Below are 17,635 nucleotides of genomic sequence, written 5' to 3'. Positions count from 1 at the left end.
GGTTCCGGCTTCCCGGTGTGAATGCCGGGGTGCCGTCACCGCGTCCGTCCGCGTGTGAACTTCCGTCCTGAGGACGACGCCAATCCTCCATGAAGGCGCTTGAAGGGTCAACCCTGAACTTCCGTTGGTGTCCGGGCGGTTGGAATTGACCGGCGTCACCTGCGGGAATGGATGACGGAATTATTTCTTCCGGTATCCGGTGTGTAAGGAAATTATGTAAACGTGGTCCGCGCCACACGGGCGTGGAGCGTACGGATATCGGCCACCCGGTGCCCCTGCACGGTAATGCCCTCGTACGGGAAAACGGCCCCGGAAACTCCTGTGCCCGCCGGGTGGCGGGCACAGGAGCCGGGGGTCTGGAAGGCCGGGACGGCGGGACGGGGCGACGGGGGTTCGCGGTTTCCGTCCGGCGCCGGCCCGGCCGGCTGGAGGGGTGGGTCCGGATCTGTGCGGATCGGATCAGGCTGAATCTGATCGGATTGCTTTGAGCTGGACCGGATTTGATCGGGTCAGGTCGAGCTGTCCCCCGGCTGCGGCGCGACGGGCGTCGAGCCGACCGGGGCGACCGGGCCAACCGGGGCACTCGGGGCGGCCGAGCCGGCTGGGGCGCCCGAAGCACCCGAGCCGACCGGGGCTGCCGCGCCGACCGGGTCAACCGGCGCGCCCGTGATGGGAACCGACACGACATCCGCCGTCTCGATCGCCGCGGCCTCAGCCGTCGCCGCTTCAGCCGCCGTCCCAACCTCCGTCACTGCTTCGGCAGTTGACTTGGCCCCGGCCACCGCCGGGCCCTGCCCCCGCGCCGCCCGCAGCGTGACGTACGCCAGGGTGAGGACCGCCAACCCGGCGGCACAGCACAGCAGTACGCTCGCCCGCACGGAGCCCTGGAGCGCCGCCAGGATGAACGGCGCGGCGAAACCGATGTACGAGAGCGCCTGGTAGACGGCGGTCAACCCGGCCAGGTCCTTCGGACCGGCCATCCGCTGCACCTCCAGCAGCCCGCACACCTGGCAGCACCCGTATCCCGCGCCGAGCACCAGTGCCGCGAGCACCACCAGTACCGGCTGGAGCGTCTCCGCGGCGGCGGCCGAGACCAGCAGTCCCGCCACCACGATCGCCATCGACGACGCGATCAGCCGCGGCCGTCGCGGATCGTCCATCCGGCGGGCCAGCGGTTGCACCAGGATGCCCGCGAAGCCGGTCAGGGCGGTGACGACGGCGCCGAAGACGAGGGCGTTGCCGCCGACGCGGTCCTTCACCAGGCCGGGCAGATAGGCCAGGGCGACCGACGCGGAGCCGAACACCCAGGGGGCCAGCGGCGCGACGACGTTACGGAACCGCGGCTCGCGCACGGCGGGCACCCGCACCTGCCGCCACACGCTGCCCTCACGCGAGCCGCCGCAGGTCTCGGGCGCGCCCCAGACCAGCGGGATGGAGACCAGGGCCAGGGCCAGGTGCGGCAGGTAGGCGACGGTCATGGGGGACGGCGCCCACTGCGCGAGCAGTCCGGCCACCAGGGGGCCCACGGCGAAGCCGGTGGTCATGGTGATCGTCGCCCGCCGCGGGCCCGGGTTGGCCTCCCGGGTGGAGCCCGCGAGGGACAACTCCTTGATCCAGACGGTGCCGGAGCTGAACGCGGCGCCGCTGGCGACGCCGGAGACCAGCCGGCCGACGAACAACAGCTCCTCCTGCGAACCGCCCGCGATCAGCAGCAGGCTCGCCAGCACCGAGACGAACAGCGCCGGCAGCATCAGCCGGCGGCGGCCGTACCGGTCCGAGACGGGACCGCCGAGCAGCAGCCCCGGGACCAGGCCGATGGCGTACAGGCCGAACGTGGCCTGCACCGTGGCGGCCGACAGGCCCAGCTCCGAGCGGTAGAGCAGCAGCAGCGGCGCGAACTGGTTGGCCCCCCAGCCCACCGCCGCCACCGCGACGCCGGCCCGCAGCCACGCCCGGCCGCCGATGCCGGCGGACGGCCCGGACACCGCCGCCGGGGCCGCGCGATTGGTCAACGCATGCTTGGTCATGCCCCCATGCTGTCGAGGCCCCGCCGCCGCCACGAGTGTCCGGAACGACGAGGGGCGTACAGTTACGGACATGGCTTCTGTCGCGCTGGCCGTCACCGACGGCATGCCGTTGCTGGAACTCGCCGCCGCCTGCGCCATCTTCGGAACGGACCGACCGGACCTCGTCGACTCCTGGTACGACTTCACCGTCTGCGCCCCGGCGGGCGCACAGGTCGGGGGCTGGCTGCAGGCCGACACCCCGCACGGTCTCGACGAGCTGGCCAAGGCGGACACCGTCATCGTCCCGGCCTGCCAGGACGTCGACCAGCCGCAGCCCGCCGACCTGATCGAGGCCGTCCGGGCCGCGCACGACGCGGGCGCCCGGGTGGCGTCCATCTGCACCGGGGCGTTCACCCTGGCCGCCGCCGGGCTGCTCGACGGGCGGCGTGCCACCACGCACTGGCTGCACGCCGACGCGCTGGCGCGGCGCCACCCGGAGGTCGAGGTCGACCCGCGGGTGCTCTACATCGACGAGGGCTCGGTGCTCACCTCGGCCGGCCGGGCCGCCGGCATCGACCTCTGCCTGCACATGGTCCGCACCGACCACGGCACCGCCATCGCCAACGGCGTGGCCCGCCGGCTCGTCGTCGCGCCACACCGGTCCGGCGGACAGGCCCAGTTCATCACCGCTCCCGTGCCGCCCGAGAACGGCAACAGCCTGACCGACGTGCTGGCCTGGGCGCTGGAGGAGCTGCACCGGCCGCTGACCGTCACCGACCTGGCCCGCCGGGCCCACATGAGCCCGCGCAACCTCGGCCGGCACTTCGCCGCCGTCACCGGCACCACGCCCCTCCAGTGGCTGCTGACCCAACGCCTGCACCGGGCCCAGGAGTTCCTGGAGCGCACCGACGACAGCGTCGACCGGATCGCCGCGCAGGTCGGGATGGGCAGCGGGGCGACGCTGCGCCGGCACTTCAACCGCGCGTTCGGCGTGCCCCCGGACACCTACCGGCGCACGTTCCGCGTGGACGGGCGCGTGGACGGACGCGGGGACCGGGCCGGAGCGGAGGACGCGACCGCCACTCCGCTGGCCTCCTGACGTCGCGGCGCCCCCCCCGAAGGCACGCCGGCCTCCTGAGAGCGCGCCGGCCTGCTGAAGGCGCACCGGCCCCCTGAAGGTGCGGTGCCCCCTGGCGGGGCCGCCCGAAGGCTCGGTGGCTACGTGAAGGCGCCACGGCTCTCCCTCGAAGCCGCGCCGCCGCGTCCGTCCGCCGTCAGCGCGGCAGTTCGATCTGGTAGCGGATGAACCCCTTGTAGTCGGCCACCCGGTCGTACAGCCCGCGCGCCGTGGCGTTCGTCTCGTGGGTGCTCCAGTACACGCGCGAGCAGCCGCGCTCCTTCGCCCAGTCCACGACGGCGGCGATCAGCGCCTCGCCCACGCCCTGCCGGCGCGCGGACGGGTCGGTGAACAGGTCCTGGAGGTAACAGACCTGCGGTCCCGAGGTGTTCGGGTGGATGAAGAAGTGCGTGAAGCCCACGAGCCGGCCGTCCACCCGCGCGCCGAACGCGTGCAGCGTTGTGTCCTCCTGGAACGCCGCCCAGGCCGTGTTGTACATCTCCTGCGGCTCGTCGCGCTCGTAGAAGTCGATGTAGGCCCGGAACAGGGCCTCCCATGCCTCTCTGTCGGACGGTGCGAGCTTGCCGATGTCCACCATGCGATACCTCCGGAGCTTCGGGATGACGTCGATCACGATCCAACGGCCGGGCCGTCCACGGTAGGGGTTGTGATCGGCTTCATACGGGCGTGTGCCGTGGAGTCGCGCCGGGCGCATGCGCGGCAGGTCTGGGACGGAGCCGGGCGCACCGATAGCGTGTCCCGGCGGGTCGAATCGGGGAGGGCGGGGAGGGTCTGTGGATCTGGCGATCAGCGTGGAGGCCGTGCTCGGGGCGCTGGAGACGGCCGCGTCGGGGACGCTGGGCGGGGCCGCGGGGGAGATGGGCCGCCGGGCCGCCGAGGGACTGGCGCGGCTGCTCGGCCGCGGCCGGCGGGCCGGGGAGGACGAGGGCGGGGACGGGCCGCCGGTCGGCGTGGACGAGGTACGGCGGCTCGCCGAGGCCCTGCACGCCCGCGCACTGACCGACCCCGGCTTCGCCCGGGAACTGCTCGCCTGGGTGCGGGAGACCGACGCGCCGAGCCTCGGGGCCGGTCCCGGACACGTACCGCGCGTCCTGCCGGCCGCCAGCGGGGTGTTCACCGACCGGGAGCCGGTGCTGGCCGCGCTGGAGGAGCTGATCGACGGCGACGAACGTCCGGGGGCGCACGTCGCCGTACTCACCGGCCAGGGCGGCATCGGGAAGACGGCCACCGCCGTGCACTGCGCCCACCGGCTCAAGGAGCGCTTCCCGGACGGGCAGTTGTTCGTCCGGCTGGGCGGCCCTGCGGCCGGCACGGCCGCGCGGCCCGGAGAGGCGCTGTCCGTGCTCCTGGGAGATCTCGGGCTGGCGGCGCACCGCGTCCCCGCCGATCCGCGTCGCCAGGAGAACCTGTACCGGAACCTCACCGCCGGCCGCAGGATGCTCGTCCTCCTCGACGACGCGGCCGGCGAAGCGCAGGTCAGACCGCTGATCCCGGCCGCCCCCGGCTCGCTGGTGATCGTCACCAGCCGCTACCGGCTGAACGGCCTCGCCGGTGACCCAGGAGCGCGCTTCCTCACCCTGGACCCGCTGCCGGAGGCCGACGCCGTCCTCCTGCTGGAGCGGGTGGTGGCGATGGGCGGACGACGCGAGGGGGCGCGCGACGCGGCGCGCATGGCGGCGGTCGCGCGGCGCTGTGGACGGGTGCCCCTGGCGCTCTGCGAGACGGGCGCGCTGGTCGCCGGCCGCGAGCACCTCAGCTGGGAGACCGTCGAACGACGGCTCGCCGGGCCGGTTCCGGGGAACCCTGAGGGGATGGACGACCGTAACGGGACGGACGCCGTCCGCCGCACTCACGACCTGACCTACCGCGAGCTGAGCCCCGAAGCCGCCCGGCTCTACCGGCTGTTGGGCTTCTGGCCGGGGCCGGAGACCGGCGTGGAAGCCGCCGCGCGGCTGGCCGGCACCACCGAGGGCGCGGCGCGCGTCCTGTTGGAGGAACTGGCCGGCGTCCACCTCCTTCAGGAGGTCGGGGAGGAGCGGTACCGCCTCCACGACCTCGTCCGCGCGGACGCCGAACGGCGGGCCCGCGCGGAGGACGCCCCCGCCGAACTCGCCGCTGCGACACGCCGGATGATCATCTGGTACCTGCGGTTCGCGGCGGCGGCCGACTTCCGGGTGATGCCCGGCCGCTGGCGCCTGGGCCCCGCCTACCACGGCCTGACCCTGCCCGCCGGCCGCGATCCCCACGACGGCCGGACCGCTCTCGCCGCACTGCGCCGCGAACGCGCGAACCTCGCGGCGGCGGTCCGGGTCGCCGAGCACTTCGGTCTCGACGACCTGGTCTGGCAGCTGTGCGAGGCCACTTGGGGGCTGCACCTGCGGCTGGGCTTCCACGACCAGTGGATCGACACCCACCGGCGCGGCGCCGCCGCCGCCCGCCGCCAGGCCGGAGAGTTCGGCGACGCGCGGGCGGTCGGACGCGTGCTCGCCCAGCTCGCCTTCGCGTACCTGGGCCGGGGCCAGTGGGACGAGGCCGAGACCGCGCTGACCGAGGCCGCCGACGCCGACCGCGCCGCCGGCCACCTCCGCGGCCAGGCCACCGCCGTCGAATCCCTGGGACTGCTGCGGCTGAGGCAGTGGCGGTGGCAGGAGGCACGGGACTGCTTCACGAGCGCCCGGGAACTCCTGCGACGCATCGGGCCGGGAGAGGACGGCGCCCGGGACGTCCCCCGCGGCCTCGCCCTCCTGGAGGACCACATCGGCCGCGCCCTGCGCGGCGCGGGACGGTACGAGGAGGCCGTCCGCACCCTGCACACGGCCCTGGCCCTGTTCCGGGCCCTGCCCGAGCGCGACCTCTACAACGAGGGCCGCGTCTACATGAGCCTCGGCGAAACCCACCTCGCCGCCGGCGCCCCCGACGCGGCCCGGCTCTGCCTCGACGAGGCCCTGGCCGTCATGGACCACGAGGGCGCCGAGCTGCAGCAGGCGGACGCGGCCGAAATGCGGGCCCGCTGCGCGGAGGACGCGGAACGGAGGGTGGCGTTCTTGCGCCGCGCGGAGGAGTTGTACGAGCGGGGCGGGGACGGGGTGGGGGCGGCGCGGGTGCGGGCGGGTTTGACTGGGGGGTGAGGGTGCCCCGGCCCCGGTCCCGCTCCTTCGCCGATTCCTGGGGGCAAGCCCCCAGACCCCCTTTTTCGCGGCTGCGCCGCTCGTCCTCAAGCGCCGGACGGGCTGAACAGTCAGCCCGTCCGGCGTTTGAGGACAGCGCCCGCAGGGCGCTTAGGGGGTGCGGGGGATTGCCCCGCAAGAAATGGTGAAAGGGCGGGACCGGGGCACCCTCACCGCGAAGCGTCCACCCGCTCCACTACGACACGATGCCGCACCGCCCCCGTGACGACGGTCAGCTCAGCCGGAACCTCATGCCCATCCCCCAACCAGGCGTACAGCCCCGACACATACGCGGCCGGATCACAAAGATCGGCCCGCCCGTCCCCACCCGGCACGGCAGCCAGCCGCAGCAGCTCACCCCCGCGCGTACGGACGGTCCCGCGATCGACCCCGGTGAGATAAGCGGCGAGCCCGCAATACGGATACCGCGCGGCGACTTCGGAGGCCCAGACAGCGGGTGGCCCGACCCGCGGATCGTCCGGATCACCATCCCGGAGGATGACATCGGCGTTCTCCAAAAGAGACACGTCGGACGTGTCCTCGTGCACCACCGTATGCGCGGCCTCCGCGCCGGGCTCCTCCGGCTCGTACGCCGGATCGGTGTACCGGACGACGGCCACCTCGGGCGGCTCGACCCGCAGGACGCGCGTGAGGACGCGGACGGGAGCGGTCCGCACGGCGGGCTGGTGAACGGGAAGAGGCAGCCGGCCGAGGAGCGCCGGGCGCCCGGCCGGCTCGGGAAGCTCCATGATCCGGTAGAGGAGGCGGCGCAGCAGCACGGCCGAACGCCCCGGCGCCGAGCTCGTCAGCTCCGCCAAAGTGGCGTAGCCGCGCGGGTCGTGGGACTCGATCACCGCCGCTATCCGGTGCCGCAGATCGTCCGACGCCTGCAGGCGCGGCGCGGTCCGGCCGAGCGCGGCCACCGGCGAGTCGGGGTCGAGATCGGCTTCCGGGAAGGAAGCGAGGAGAACCGGCCGGCCGATGGCCGCGGCGTAGTACGTGACGCTGCCGTGGTCGCCGATGACGCAGTCGGCGGCGATGAGGGCCTGCCGCCAGTCCTCCAGCGGGTCGACCGGCGTCAGCCCCGCCCGCCGGGCCCGCTCCAGCCAGGCGCGGACCTGCCCGGGCCCGTGCCCGTACCAGATGTTGGGGTGCAGGACGGCGACCGTCCGGTACTCGTCCGCGGGCAGCTCGGAGGTCAGCCGGGACAGCAGCCAGGACAGCCGGTCCTCCGCGCCGTCACCGAACAGCGCGCGCGGCGCCCAGGTGGAGTTGAGGACGACGAGCCGCTGACCGGGGGCGACGCCGAACGCGCGGCGGAAGCGGTCGCGTTGGGGGAGCGCTTCGAGGATGCGGTCGTAGCAGGGGTCGCCCGCGAGGACGGCCGTGGGGGCCGCCTCCGGGCAGGCGGCGCGCAGGCGCCGGAGCTGCTCGGGGTGGGAGAGGACGGTCGCCGTCGCGAGGGGGCGTCCGTCATGGAGCAGCCACTCGGGGCCGAGGCCGAAGACGGGCGCGGCGGTCGCAGGGGCGGCGAGGGCGACGGCAGCGGCTCCCGGCTCCCGGCTCCCGGCTCCCGGCTCCCGGCTCCCGGCTCCCGGCTCCCGGCGCGGCCAGCCTTTTATTGTAGCCAACTCCATGCGAGAGGACCACCAACTTCCCCTCAAAGAACTCCAGTTCACCACCGTAACTGGCCGCGATCACCACATCGAAGCCACGCGCCTCCTCCTTCGCCTGCTCCCACGGCAGCACCGGCAGCCCCACCCCCGCCAGCAGCTCCGGTACCCCCGCGAGAAACGGTGACGACCCGGTGCACGTCACCGCCATCTGTACCCGCAGGTCCCCGTCGAACAGCGGCATCACATCGAGCAACCGCGTCGCCGACGTGACGTTGTGGACGACGAACAGCACCCGCTTCACCCGGCCGCGGGTCACCCACCGCACGGCGTCCGCGCCCACCGGCACCCGTATCCGTCCCGGAACCGGAACCGCTACCGGAACCGGCACCGGCACCCGTTCCGGCACGAACTCCCGCACGTCGTCCCGCACCCCAGGTCCCCCTCGTCACGCTCACCCGCTCACCGACGGCGGCAACTCCTCCCCGCCTTCCCCCGCCACGTTACTGCCGTCGCACTCGTCACCTGACGGTCTCCGCGGCCCCCGAGGCTCAGTGCCGTGAACGCGTCACCCTCACCCGCCACTTGCCGTGCGCGTCCCGGCCGAGGACGTCGACGGTGACGCCGTCGACCACACAGTGCCCGCCGACCGGGTAGGGAGCGTCGCTCAGGCTCGCCGTCACATTGGGGTCGGTGGTGTAGCAGCCGCGGCCGTGAGGGGTGGCGTCGATGGCACGGACCGGGCCGGTGCCCGAGGGCCGGTCGGTGGCGACGGTGGCGACGAGGACCCCGGGGCGGCAGACCGCGTGGTCGAGGGGGCCCCGGGTGCGGGCCTCCAGGGTGACGGCGCGGCGGCGGGAGACGGGGACGACGACGAGTTTGGTACCACCGGGAGTCGCGGTGGGGGTGAGCGTGAACGTACGGCTGCCGGCCACGGTGACGCACTGCACCTGCCGTGGCGCGAGCCACCCCAGCTTCCACTTGTGCCAGGCGAGGAAGTCGTTCGAAGGTCCCCAGTCCTCGTCCATCGGGTCCCAGTGCCCGACGGGGGAGACGACGCGGTCCCCGCGACCGGCGGCGTAGAGGTCGGGGAGGCCGAAGCTGTGGGCGTTCTCGTGCACGAGGACGCGGTACGGGCTGTCGCCCGTCTGGCGGCTCCATATGAACGAGACGTTCTTCAGGGCGGCGCCGTGGCGGGTCCGCAGGCCCGTCGGGGCCCCCGCGAAGGTCACCGAACGGACGTCCTCCGTCGCCGGAGGCCCGGCGTCCGGGCTGGCCAGGACGTTGACCAGGTCGTAGCGGCGCAGGTCCACCGTGCCGTCGATGGCGGCGACGATCTCCTTGGCGAGCGCGTGGTAGCCGCTGTCGCTGCGGGTGTCGAACGGCGTGCCGCGCCGGATGCCGTACGCGGCGTACGGGCGCGACATGCGGATCCAGCGCAGCAGCGGCGTGGAGCGGTAGTCCAGGCGCCCGTAGGAGCTGGTCCGGTAGAAGTCGGAGACGGCCGGGAAGAACTCGGCGTACCGCTTCCGCGGGCTGCCCTTGCCCGGGGCGTCCGGGAAGTCGATGAAGAGGGTCATCGCCCGTACGGTCCCCCGGGAGCGGGCGTAGCCGCGCGGGGTGCGGGCGCTCTCGGAGACGGAGCGGGTGCCCGAGCGCAGGGCGCAGGGCCCGGACGGGGGGCGGCCGGTGGGATCCGGTCCGGCGGCGGGCATCGCCACCGGCTCGTGGGCGCCCGCCCGGCCCGCCACCGGTGCGGTGAGGGCGAACAGCGCGGCCGCCACCACGGGGATGGCCAGGGTTTTCATGCCTGTCACCTCCTGCCGGGTGACTAACACCCTGGGCGGTCGTACGCCCGTGCGCTTCCGGGGGTACGGCAAGCGGGGGACAGCGGTCGTTTCAAACGTGACGCAGGCCACATCGTAAATTCCCGCGGAGGGGAAATTTCCGGGGAGCTTCTCCCCGTTTAACCTCTCGTCCCCGCGCAAACGGGGAAGCCTTCCCCGTTTGGCCCGGGGCCGGCTCGGCTCGCGGGGAGAGACCCGCAAGAAGAGGCCCGCAAGGAGAGAGGAGACCCGTCGTGACCACACCCTCGCCGCGGCTGCGCGCCGATGCCCAGCGCAATCGGGAGCGCATCATCGCCGCCGCCCGCGAAGTGCTGGTCGAGCACGGGGCCGAGTTCTCCTTCGACAAAATCGCTCGACGCGTCGGGGTCGGCAATGCGACGCTGTACCGTCACTTCGCGGACCGCCGCGAGCTGATCCACCATGTCACCCTCTCGGTGATGGACCGCATCGCGGACTGCGCCGAGACAGCACGAGCCGAGGAGCCCGATGCTTTCCGTGCGCTGAGGCGGTTCGTCCACGCCGCGGCAGACGAACGGGTGGGCGCGCTGTGCCCGTTGCTCGACTCCGATGTGGATCGCGGTCATCCGGATCTCGTCGAGGCGCGCGACCGGCTCGACCGGAACATCCGGGAGCTGATGGCCGCCGCCCGCGAAGCGGGGCAGTTGCGTTCCGACATCGACGTCGGTGACCTCATGGTCGCCCTCACCCAACTGACCAGACCGCTGCCGGGCAAGGGCTGTCTGGACTTCGACCGGTTCGTCCACCGGCACCTCCAGCTGTTCCTGGACGGCCTGATGACCCCGGCCCGTTCCGAACTGCCCGGTTCGGCGGCGACTCTCGACGAACTGCGCCACAACCGGCGGTAGGTCCGGCCCCGTTGTCAGACCCGTCTGCCATAGTCCGATCCGAAGGTCCTTCGGTCCGATCCGAACGTCCTTCGTACCGTCCGTCCTGATCCACCGCTCCACCCGTCCAGCCCGTCCGCCCCTTCCGGTCCGTCCGGCCCGCTCGACCCGTCCAGTCCGTCCGGTCCTTCCAACTCGTGCGGTACCCAGGCCCGTTCGATCCGTCGAACCCCACCGGCCCGAGTGCTTCGCGCCAGCCGCTTCACCGGCCGTGCCGGGTGTGTCCGCCGTCTCGCCCACGGCACGTCACACCCGCACCCGGCGCTCCGTCATTCCTTCGGTTCTCGTTCACCTCTCGCATCACTAGGCAGGCCCTTCCATGCCAGACATCACCACCCCGGATCCCCGGCGCTGGAAAGCGCTGATCTTCATCGCCATGGCCCAGCTGATGGTCGTCCTCGACGCGACCATCGTGAACATCGCGCTGCCGTCCGCCCAGGCCGACCTCGGCATCTCGGACGGCAACCGGCAGTGGGTCATCACCGCCTACGCGCTCGCGTTCGGCGGACTGCTCCTCTTCGGCGGCCGAATAGCCGACCTGTGGGGCCGCAAGCAGACCTTCATCACCGGCCTCATCGGTTTCGCCGTCGCTTCCGCGCTCGGTGGTGTCGCCGTCAACACCGGCATGCTGCTGGCCGCCCGCGGCCTCCAGGGCGTCTTCGGCGCGCTGCTCGCGCCGTCGGCGCTGTCGCTGCTCGCCGTCAGCTTCACCGAGGCGAAGGAGCGCGCCAAGGCGTTCGGCATCTTCGGTGCCATCGCCGGTGGCGGCGGTGCCGTCGGTCTGCTGCTCGGCGGTGTGTTCACCGAGTACCTCAACTGGCGCTGGACGTTCTTCGTGAACATCCCCTTCGCCGCCGTGGCCGCCGCCGGTGCCGTCGCCGTCATCCACGAGCCCGAGGGCAGCCGCAACCCGTCGAAGCTGGACATCCCCGGCGTCATCCTGGCCACCCTCGGCCTGGTCTCGCTGGTCTACGGCTTCACCCGCGCCGAGACCGACGGCTGGACCGCCGGTCTGACGCTCACCCTGTTCGCCGCCGCGGCGGTGCTGCTGGTGTCGTTCGTCGTCGTCGAGGGCAAGGTCAAGTCGCCGCTGCTGCCGTTGCGCGTCGTGGCCGACCGCAACCGGGGCGGCGTGTACGGCGCGCTCGGCCTGGCCTCGATCGGCATGTTCGGTCTGTTCCTCTTCCTGGTCTTCTACCTCCAGGGCATCAAGGAGTACAGCCCGATCACCAACGGTCTGGCCTTCCTCCCGATGATCGCCATGATGGTCACCGGTTCGACCCAGATCGGCGCCCGGCTGATGACCCGGGTCCCGGCCCGCTGGCTGATGGGCCCCGGCTTCCTGACCGCCGCCCTCGGCATGGCGTGGCTCACCCGGATCGACGTCGACACCTCGTACGTGACGGGCATCCTGCCGGGCCTGCTGCTCATGGGCATCGGCATGGGTACGGCGTTCATGCCGGCGATGAGCCTCGCGACGCACGGCGTCCAGGCCCGTGACGCCGGTGTCGCCTCCGCGATGGTCAACACCTCGCAGCAGGTCGGCGGCGCGATCGGCACGGCCCTGCTGAACACCCTGGCCAACAGCGCCAGGGACGACTACGCCGCGTCCCACCGCGCGGGTGCCACGACGAAGGAGGCCATCCAGGTCCTGGGCATCAAGGCGACGGTGCACAGCTTCCAGGTCGGCATCGCCTGGGCGACGGGCATCCTGACGCTGGCCGCCCTGGTGGCCGTGGTCTTCGTCAACGCCGGCCGCCCGAACGCCGCGGCCAAGGCGGGCGCGGGCGACGGGGAAGGCGCCGTCGAGGACGCCGTCCCGGTGATGGCCCACTGAGACCGTAGGCCCCACCGAGGCCCGCGCTGCCCGGCGGCCGCGGTTCCTCCGGTGGCCGAGAGGCCGAACGAGGCCGAAGCCCCCGCACGGATCGCTCCGTGCGGGGGCTTCGCCGTATCCGGAAGGGCCGCGGGCGGTTGCCTCAGCGCAGCCAGGGCAGGTCCGCGCCGGCCGGCTGGAGGCCGCGCGCGATGGTCGCGCAGATCTCGCCCAGCTCGGCGACCTGCTCGGGCGTGAGCCGGTCGAAGATCGCGGCCCGTACCGCCGCGACATGGCCGGGCGCCGTCCTCCGCAGCACCTCGTACCCCTCGTCCGTGAGCACCGCCACCTGCCCGCGCCGGTCGGAGGGGCAGTCCTCGCGCCGCATCCAGCCGTTCTTCTCCAGCCGCGCCACGGCGTGCGACAGCCGGGACCGGGTGATCTTGACCTGCTGGGCCAGTTCGGTCATCCGCATCCGGCGCCGGGGGGCCTCCGAGAGCTGGACGAGCAGCGCGTAGTAGATGTGCGGCATCCCCGCGTCACGCTGGAGCTGGCGGTCGAGATGGTCCTCCAGGAGCGTGGTGGCGTGCAGGTACGCCTGCCAGGTCGCCTGCTCCTCGGCGGAGAGCCAGCGGGGCTCCGCCGGGTCCGTTGCGGGTTCTTTCCTCATGACATCCACTGTTCCACTCGTCGGGCGGCCGGTCGGTCGGCCCCTCGGGGATTCTTGAAGTCTAAATAAAGCCGGTCTAAAGTGAGGCTGTAGAGCTTGAAAGTTCAAGCACATTGATCACGTCGACCCCGCTGATCGCGTCCAGTACGTCGATCACGTCGATCGAGCGAGCTCAGGAGTGACCGTGCCGGACGACACCTCGGCCCCCCGCCCAAACCCCGCCTCCGCCCCGGCCTCCGGACGGATGCCTGCCCTCTACCTCTCCCACGGCGCCCCGCCCCTCGCCGACGACGCGCTGTGGCCCGGCCAGCTCGCCGCCTGGTCGGCCGAGTTGCCCAGGCCGCGCGCCATCCTCATGGTCTCGGCGCACTGGGAGGAGGCGCCGCTCGCGCTCGGCGCGACGCGGACCGTCCCGCTCGTCTACGACTTCTGGGGCTTCCCGGAGCACTACTACCGCGTCCGGTACGCCGCCCCGGGCGCCCCCGCCCTGGCGGAACGGGTCCGCTCCACGCTGCGCGGCGCCGGCCTCCCCGTCCAGGACATGCCCGAACGCGGGCTGGACCACGGCGCGTACGTCCCCCTGGTCGAGATGTACCCGGACGCCGACATTCCGGTGCTCCAGATGTCGATGCCGTCGCTCGACCCGGTGCGCCTCATGGAGATCGGCCGCCGGCTCGCACCCCTCCGCGACGAGGGCGTGCTGATCGTCGGCAGCGGCTTCTTCACCCACAACCTGGCCGCCCTGCGGCACCAGGGCGGTACGCCCGCCTGGTCCGCCGAGTTCGACCACTGGGGGCGGGAGGCGCTGGAGGCGCAGGACGTGGACGCCCTGCTGGACTTCACGCGCAAGTCGCCCGCGGCCCGTCTGGCGCATCCGCGCACGGAGCATTTCGCGCCCCTCTTCGTCACGTTGGGGGCGGCCGAGGGGCAACTCGACAGCCAGCGCAGTGTGATCGACGGGTTCTGGCTGGGACTGGCCAAGCGGTCGGTGCAGTTCGGCTGACGACTCCCCGGCGGCCGCGAAGCCCGCCGACGGGTGCCCGGCGGTGCGACCCGCCCGACGCCGCGGACCGCGGCGGACCGGCGCCCCGACGGCCATGGGGGCGTGGCCGGTGCGCCGGCCCTCAAGCTCCGGGCCCTTGGTGCGGAGGCGTTCGAGGGGCTCGCGGGATGTTCCGGTGGTGTCGGCCATGACGCCACGCTAAGCCTCTCCCGTCACACCGGAAACGGTCTGCGGACGTACACCTCCGGACTTCGGCCGCCTTCGCAGGGCACCGGAACGCCCTCTGCGGAAGCGGCGGTTGCCGGCCTACCGGCGGACGTGGCGCTCGTTCCAGTGGAAGAGGTTGTACGACGCCAGCCCGATCAGGACGGCGAAGCCGAGCCCGACGCCGACGGAGCGCAGCCAGGACCCGCCGGCCACGCTGTGCAGGAAGCCGAGGGTGCCGCCGGCGAGCGCGCCGTACGCCGCCGCGCGCACCTCGGTGATCATCGCGTTGCGGTGGCGCACCAAGAGGAGGCCGATGCCGGTCGCGACCGCCGCGGTGACCAGGCCGAGCAACCAGCCGCCCAGCTCCGAGAAGCCGTTCTCGTGCGCGAGGAACACGGTGTACAGGAAGAGGACGAACCCCAGGCAGGCGGGTACGGCCCAGACGGGGCGGCTCCGGTCGGGAACCGGGCCCGCCCGCGTCCCGCGCACCGGGAGACGGGCGCCCCTGGGCACCGGACCGGGGCCGTCCGGGGTGTGGTGGGAAGGCAGGATTGCGTGCGCCGGCATGGCAGGGCTCCTCTCGTCCGTCCGGGGACCGGCCGCGTCCGTCCGGGGGAACCGGCCCCTGAGAACCAGCGCACACCCGCGCCCGCGCGGCGGCAAGTGGATCAGCGGAAGGGCGCGTTCCGCCCCGTTCGCCCGGCCCGCGCGACCGGAACCGGCGGCGCCCGCACTCCGTCACGTCCCCCCGCCTCCCCCGGCCCGCGCAACCGTAAGGCGGCGCGAGCCGTCCTTCGAGGTGGCGGACGCGCCCCGAGGCGCCGGGGCGGCGTTCTTCCGAAGCCGCGGGGAAGGCGTCAAGGGTGACGGCCGTCTCGACCGGACGCGATGGTCGCGGTGCGAGCGGGACCCCGGTGGTCGCTCCGTGGGCGCTCGCACCCGCCCTGACCAGGACGTCCATCGGTCCGTCCGGCATGCGTGCCCCGCGTGTGGCGGGACAGGGTACTGCATGATCGTAAAAAAGAAGACGCCTCTTGGGAATTCTGTCCGGATTCCAGTCGTTCTTTCCTTCGGACGGGTTCGCTGAGCGCGAGCCCCCACCATCCCGCGACCGTCTCATCGCAAGGGAGTACGCATGGCAACCCGTGCCGTCGCCCGTCGTCAGCCCGCAGCCAAGGGCGCCGACGAGGCAAGCAGTGTTCGCGCCTCGAGCGGGGAGATCGCCGATCGCGACCTGGTCGGCATGTACCTGGACGAGATCGCGCGGACGCCCCTGCTCGACGCCGCCAAGGAGGTCGAGCTGTCGCAGGCCATCGAGGCGGGCGTCTACGCCCGGCAGATCCTGGACGGCCTGGAGTCCGGCGAGGCGGGGGGCGCCTCGCGCGAGGAGCTGGAGGCGATAGCCGACGAGGGCGCCCGCGCCAAGGACGTCTTCATCAAGTCGAACCTGCGGCTCGTGGTCGCCGTCGCCCGCCGGTACCCGCGCAGCGGGCTGCCGCTGCTCGACCTGATCCAGGAGGGCAACGCCGGCCTGGTCCGCGCGGTGGAGAAGTTCGACTACACCAAGGGATTCAAGTTCTCCACGTACGCGACGTGGTGGATCCGCCAGGCGATCACCCGCTCGATCGCCGACCAGTCGCGCACCATCCGGCTCCCCGTCCACCTCGTCGAGGAGCTGGGCCGCATCCGCCGGGTGCAGCGCGAGTTCAACCGGGAGAACGGCCGCGACCCCGAGCACGCCGAGATCGCCGCGGAGCTGGGCACCACGCCCGAGCGCGTGGGCGACGTCCTCGACTGGGCCCGGGACCCGGTCAGCCTGAACATGTCGGTGGACGACGAGGGCGAGACCCAGTTCGGCGACCTGCTGGAGGACACCTCCGCCGTGTCGCCGGAGCAGTCGGTCATCGCGCTGCTGCGCAGCGAGGAGCTGGAGACCCTCATCGGCCGGCTCGACCACCGGACCGCGTCGATCATCAAGGCGCGCTACGGGATCGAGGACGGGCGGGAGCGCACGCTGACGGAGGTCGGCAAGCAGCACGGGCTCACCCGGGAGCGGATTCGGCAGATCGAGAAGCACGCGCTGATGGAGCTGAAGAAGATGGCTCACGACACCGGGTTCGACGCGGCGGCCTAAAAGGGCATATCCTTATAGATCGGACCCCGGCGCCTCCCCCCCCTGCGCCGGGGTCCTTCTCTTGCCCCGGGCCTCTCCGCCGATCTCCGGGCCTCTCCGCTACTCCCCGGCGGTCCCGTGGTCCCCGGCGGTCCCGTGGCCCCCGGTGGTCCCGCCCGCCGCCCGGGTGATCCGCTCCCCGAGCAGCCGAGTGCACGTGACCAGCTGCTCCGGCTCGTGCACCTCGAACTCGCAGCCGAGCATCGCCAGGTGCATGGCCACCCACTCGACGGAGTCGGCGCACTCCGTGTCCAGCCGGCAGGTCTCGTCGTCGACCGGCCGGGGCGCCCCCATCCAGTGCGGCAGCCGGCCCGCGACGGCCGACGCGGGCGCGTGCAGCGTCACCACCATCCGCAGTTCGGGCCGGCGCCGGGTCGCGGGGCCGCTGACGAACTCCGCCGCGTTCTCCGCGGGCAGCTCGCGCGGCTCGAAGCGGGCGCCCGTCGGGAAGGGGTCGCCGACCCGGTCCACCCGGAAGGTGCGCCAGTCCTCGCGGTCGTTGTCGTAGGCGACCAGGTACCAGCGGCGGCCGGTGCTCACCAGCCGGTTCGGCTCCACCAGCCGTTTGGTCTCCACGCCCTCGGCGGTGCGGTACGAGAACCGCAGCCGCTCGTTGCCGGTCGTGGCGGCGGCCATGACGGTGAGCGTCCGCGGGTCGACCGTCGCGCCGTCGCCCCAGGTGAGCGGCACGGTGGCGGCCTGGAGGGCGGTCACGCGGTGGCGGAGCCGGGACGGCAGCACCTGTTCGAGCTTGGCGAGCGCCCGTACGGACGCCTCCTCGATGCCTTCCACCGCGTGCCCGGCCCCGGCTCGCAGGCCCACCGCGATGGCCACCGCCTCCTCGTCGTCCAGGACCAGCGGCGGCATCGCCGCCCCGGCGGCCAGCCGGTACCCACCGACGGCTCCCATCGTTGCCTGTACGGGGTAGCCGAGGTCGCGCAGCCGCTCGATGTCCCGCCGGATCGTCCGCGGGCTCACACCGAGCCGTTCGGCGAGTTCGCTGCCCGGCCATTCGCGTGGGGTCTGCAGAAGGGAGAGCAGATTCAGAAGCCGTACGGGTGTGTCGGTCATAACGCCAGCGTGCCAGGGA

At 73.0% G+C, this 17,635-nt stretch carries 13 protein-coding genes; 6 read left to right on the top strand and 7 right to left on the bottom strand.

Translation table 11 applies throughout. The features are described 5' to 3' along the window. Window positions 1-509: 509 nt before the first annotated feature. The gene (locus tag ACQEVS_RS14285) at window positions 510-2,027 is read right to left on the bottom strand and encodes an MFS transporter (protein WP_433020216.1); all 1,518 of its coding nucleotides are present in this window, start codon (window positions 2,025-2,027) and stop codon (window positions 510-512) included. 70 nt (window positions 2,028-2,097) lie between these two features. Between ACQEVS_RS14285 and ACQEVS_RS14280 the strand changes: the two genes are divergently transcribed. Next, window positions 2,098-3,105 (top strand): helix-turn-helix domain-containing protein, encoded by a 1,008-nt coding sequence (locus ACQEVS_RS14280; protein WP_433020213.1) that lies wholly within the window; start codon window positions 2,098-2,100, stop codon window positions 3,103-3,105. Between the two features lie 175 nt (window positions 3,106-3,280). Here the strand turns inward: ACQEVS_RS14280 and ACQEVS_RS14275 are convergent, their stop codons facing one another. Then, on the bottom strand, window positions 3,281-3,757 hold the full coding sequence (locus ACQEVS_RS14275; RefSeq protein WP_433020210.1) for a GNAT family N-acetyltransferase: 477 nt from the start codon (window positions 3,755-3,757) through the stop codon (window positions 3,281-3,283). Between the two features lie 160 nt (window positions 3,758-3,917). On the opposite strand from ACQEVS_RS14275, the gene ACQEVS_RS14270 reads away from it, so the two are divergent. After that, the gene (locus ACQEVS_RS14270) at window positions 3,918-6,272 is read left to right on the top strand and encodes a tetratricopeptide repeat protein (protein ID WP_433020207.1); all 2,355 of its coding nucleotides are present in this window, start codon (window positions 3,918-3,920) and stop codon (window positions 6,270-6,272) included. Between the two features lie 209 nt (window positions 6,273-6,481). Here ACQEVS_RS14270 and ACQEVS_RS14265 read toward each other — a convergent pair whose 3' ends face one another. After that, window positions 6,482-7,948, bottom strand: coding sequence for a hypothetical protein (locus ACQEVS_RS14265; protein WP_433020204.1), 1,467 nt, complete (start codon window positions 7,946-7,948; stop codon window positions 6,482-6,484). A 527-nt stretch (window positions 7,949-8,475) separates the two neighbouring features. After that, window positions 8,476-9,732, bottom strand: coding sequence for a M6 family metalloprotease domain-containing protein (locus ACQEVS_RS14260; protein ID WP_433020201.1), 1,257 nt, complete (start codon window positions 9,730-9,732; stop codon window positions 8,476-8,478). 272 nt (window positions 9,733-10,004) lie between these two features. On the opposite strand from ACQEVS_RS14260, the gene ACQEVS_RS14255 reads away from it, so the two are divergent. Both ACQEVS_RS14255 and ACQEVS_RS14250 read left to right on the top strand, forming a co-directional pair. Beyond that, the gene (locus ACQEVS_RS14255) at window positions 10,005-10,637 is read left to right on the top strand and encodes a TetR/AcrR family transcriptional regulator (protein WP_433020198.1); all 633 of its coding nucleotides are present in this window, start codon (window positions 10,005-10,007) and stop codon (window positions 10,635-10,637) included. 358 nt (window positions 10,638-10,995) lie between these two features. Next, the gene (locus tag ACQEVS_RS14250) at window positions 10,996-12,513 is read left to right on the top strand and encodes an MFS transporter (protein WP_433020195.1); all 1,518 of its coding nucleotides are present in this window, start codon (window positions 10,996-10,998) and stop codon (window positions 12,511-12,513) included. 142 nt (window positions 12,514-12,655) lie between these two features. On the opposite strand, the gene ACQEVS_RS14245 is transcribed toward ACQEVS_RS14250, so the two are convergent. Then, window positions 12,656-13,162 (bottom strand): MarR family winged helix-turn-helix transcriptional regulator, encoded by a 507-nt coding sequence (locus ACQEVS_RS14245; protein ID WP_433020192.1) that lies wholly within the window; start codon window positions 13,160-13,162, stop codon window positions 12,656-12,658. A gap of 244 nt (window positions 13,163-13,406) precedes the next feature. Here ACQEVS_RS14245 and ACQEVS_RS14240 point away from each other — a divergent pair, with 244 nt between their 5' ends. After that, window positions 13,407-14,165 carry a dioxygenase family protein gene (locus tag ACQEVS_RS14240; RefSeq protein ID WP_433027550.1) on the top strand — a complete coding sequence of 253 codons (759 nt, stop codon included), beginning with the start codon at window positions 13,407-13,409 and terminating at the stop codon, window positions 14,163-14,165. 306 nt (window positions 14,166-14,471) lie between these two features. Here ACQEVS_RS14240 and ACQEVS_RS14235 read toward each other — a convergent pair whose 3' ends face one another. Further along, window positions 14,472-14,939, bottom strand: coding sequence for a hypothetical protein (locus ACQEVS_RS14235; protein ID WP_433020189.1), 468 nt, complete (start codon window positions 14,937-14,939; stop codon window positions 14,472-14,474). Window positions 14,940-15,507: 568 nt separating this feature from the next. Between ACQEVS_RS14235 and ACQEVS_RS14230 the strand changes: the two genes are divergently transcribed. After that, window positions 15,508-16,506: a sigma-70 family RNA polymerase sigma factor gene (locus ACQEVS_RS14230; protein ID WP_433020186.1), complete on the top strand. Its 999-nt coding sequence runs from the start codon at window positions 15,508-15,510 to the stop codon at window positions 16,504-16,506. 99 nt (window positions 16,507-16,605) lie between these two features. On the opposite strand, the gene ACQEVS_RS14225 is transcribed toward ACQEVS_RS14230, so the two are convergent. Then, on the bottom strand, window positions 16,606-17,616 hold the full coding sequence (locus ACQEVS_RS14225) for a helix-turn-helix transcriptional regulator (RefSeq protein ID WP_433020183.1): 1,011 nt from the start codon (window positions 17,614-17,616) through the stop codon (window positions 16,606-16,608). Between the last annotated feature and the right edge of the window lie 19 nt (window positions 17,617-17,635).

It is taken from the genome of Streptomyces sp. CA-181903, assembly GCF_050937075.1.
Classification (GTDB): Bacteria; Actinomycetota; Actinomycetes; order Streptomycetales; family Streptomycetaceae; genus Streptomyces.
This window is presented reverse-complemented; position numbering and strand designations above follow the sequence as displayed.

Excerpts from the sequence above, each read along its gene's own strand:
- ACQEVS_RS14285 (WP_433020216.1), bottom strand. The coding sequence starts at position 2,027 with ATGACCAAGCATGCGTTGACCAATCGCGCGGCCCCGGCGGCGGTGTCC.
- ACQEVS_RS14280 (WP_433020213.1), top strand. The coding sequence starts at position 2,098 with ATGGCTTCTGTCGCGCTGGCCGTCACCGACGGCATGCCGTTGCTGGAA.
- ACQEVS_RS14265 (WP_433020204.1), bottom strand. The coding sequence starts at position 7,948 with ATGGAGTTGGCTACAATAAAAGGCTGGCCGCGCCGGGAGCCGGGAGCC.
- ACQEVS_RS14260 (WP_433020201.1), bottom strand. The coding sequence starts at position 9,732 with ATGAAAACCCTGGCCATCCCCGTGGTGGCGGCCGCGCTGTTCGCCCTC.
- ACQEVS_RS14250 (WP_433020195.1), top strand. The coding sequence starts at position 10,996 with ATGCCAGACATCACCACCCCGGATCCCCGGCGCTGGAAAGCGCTGATC.
- ACQEVS_RS14245 (WP_433020192.1), bottom strand. The coding sequence starts at position 13,162 with ATGAGGAAAGAACCCGCAACGGACCCGGCGGAGCCCCGCTGGCTCTCC.
- ACQEVS_RS14240 (WP_433027550.1), top strand. The coding sequence starts at position 13,407 with ATGCCTGCCCTCTACCTCTCCCACGGCGCCCCGCCCCTCGCCGACGAC.
- ACQEVS_RS14235 (WP_433020189.1), bottom strand. The coding sequence starts at position 14,939 with ATGCCGGCGCACGCAATCCTGCCTTCCCACCACACCCCGGACGGCCCC.
- ACQEVS_RS14230 (WP_433020186.1), top strand. The coding sequence starts at position 15,508 with ATGGCAACCCGTGCCGTCGCCCGTCGTCAGCCCGCAGCCAAGGGCGCC.
- ACQEVS_RS14225 (WP_433020183.1), bottom strand. The coding sequence starts at position 17,616 with ATGACCGACACACCCGTACGGCTTCTGAATCTGCTCTCCCTTCTGCAG.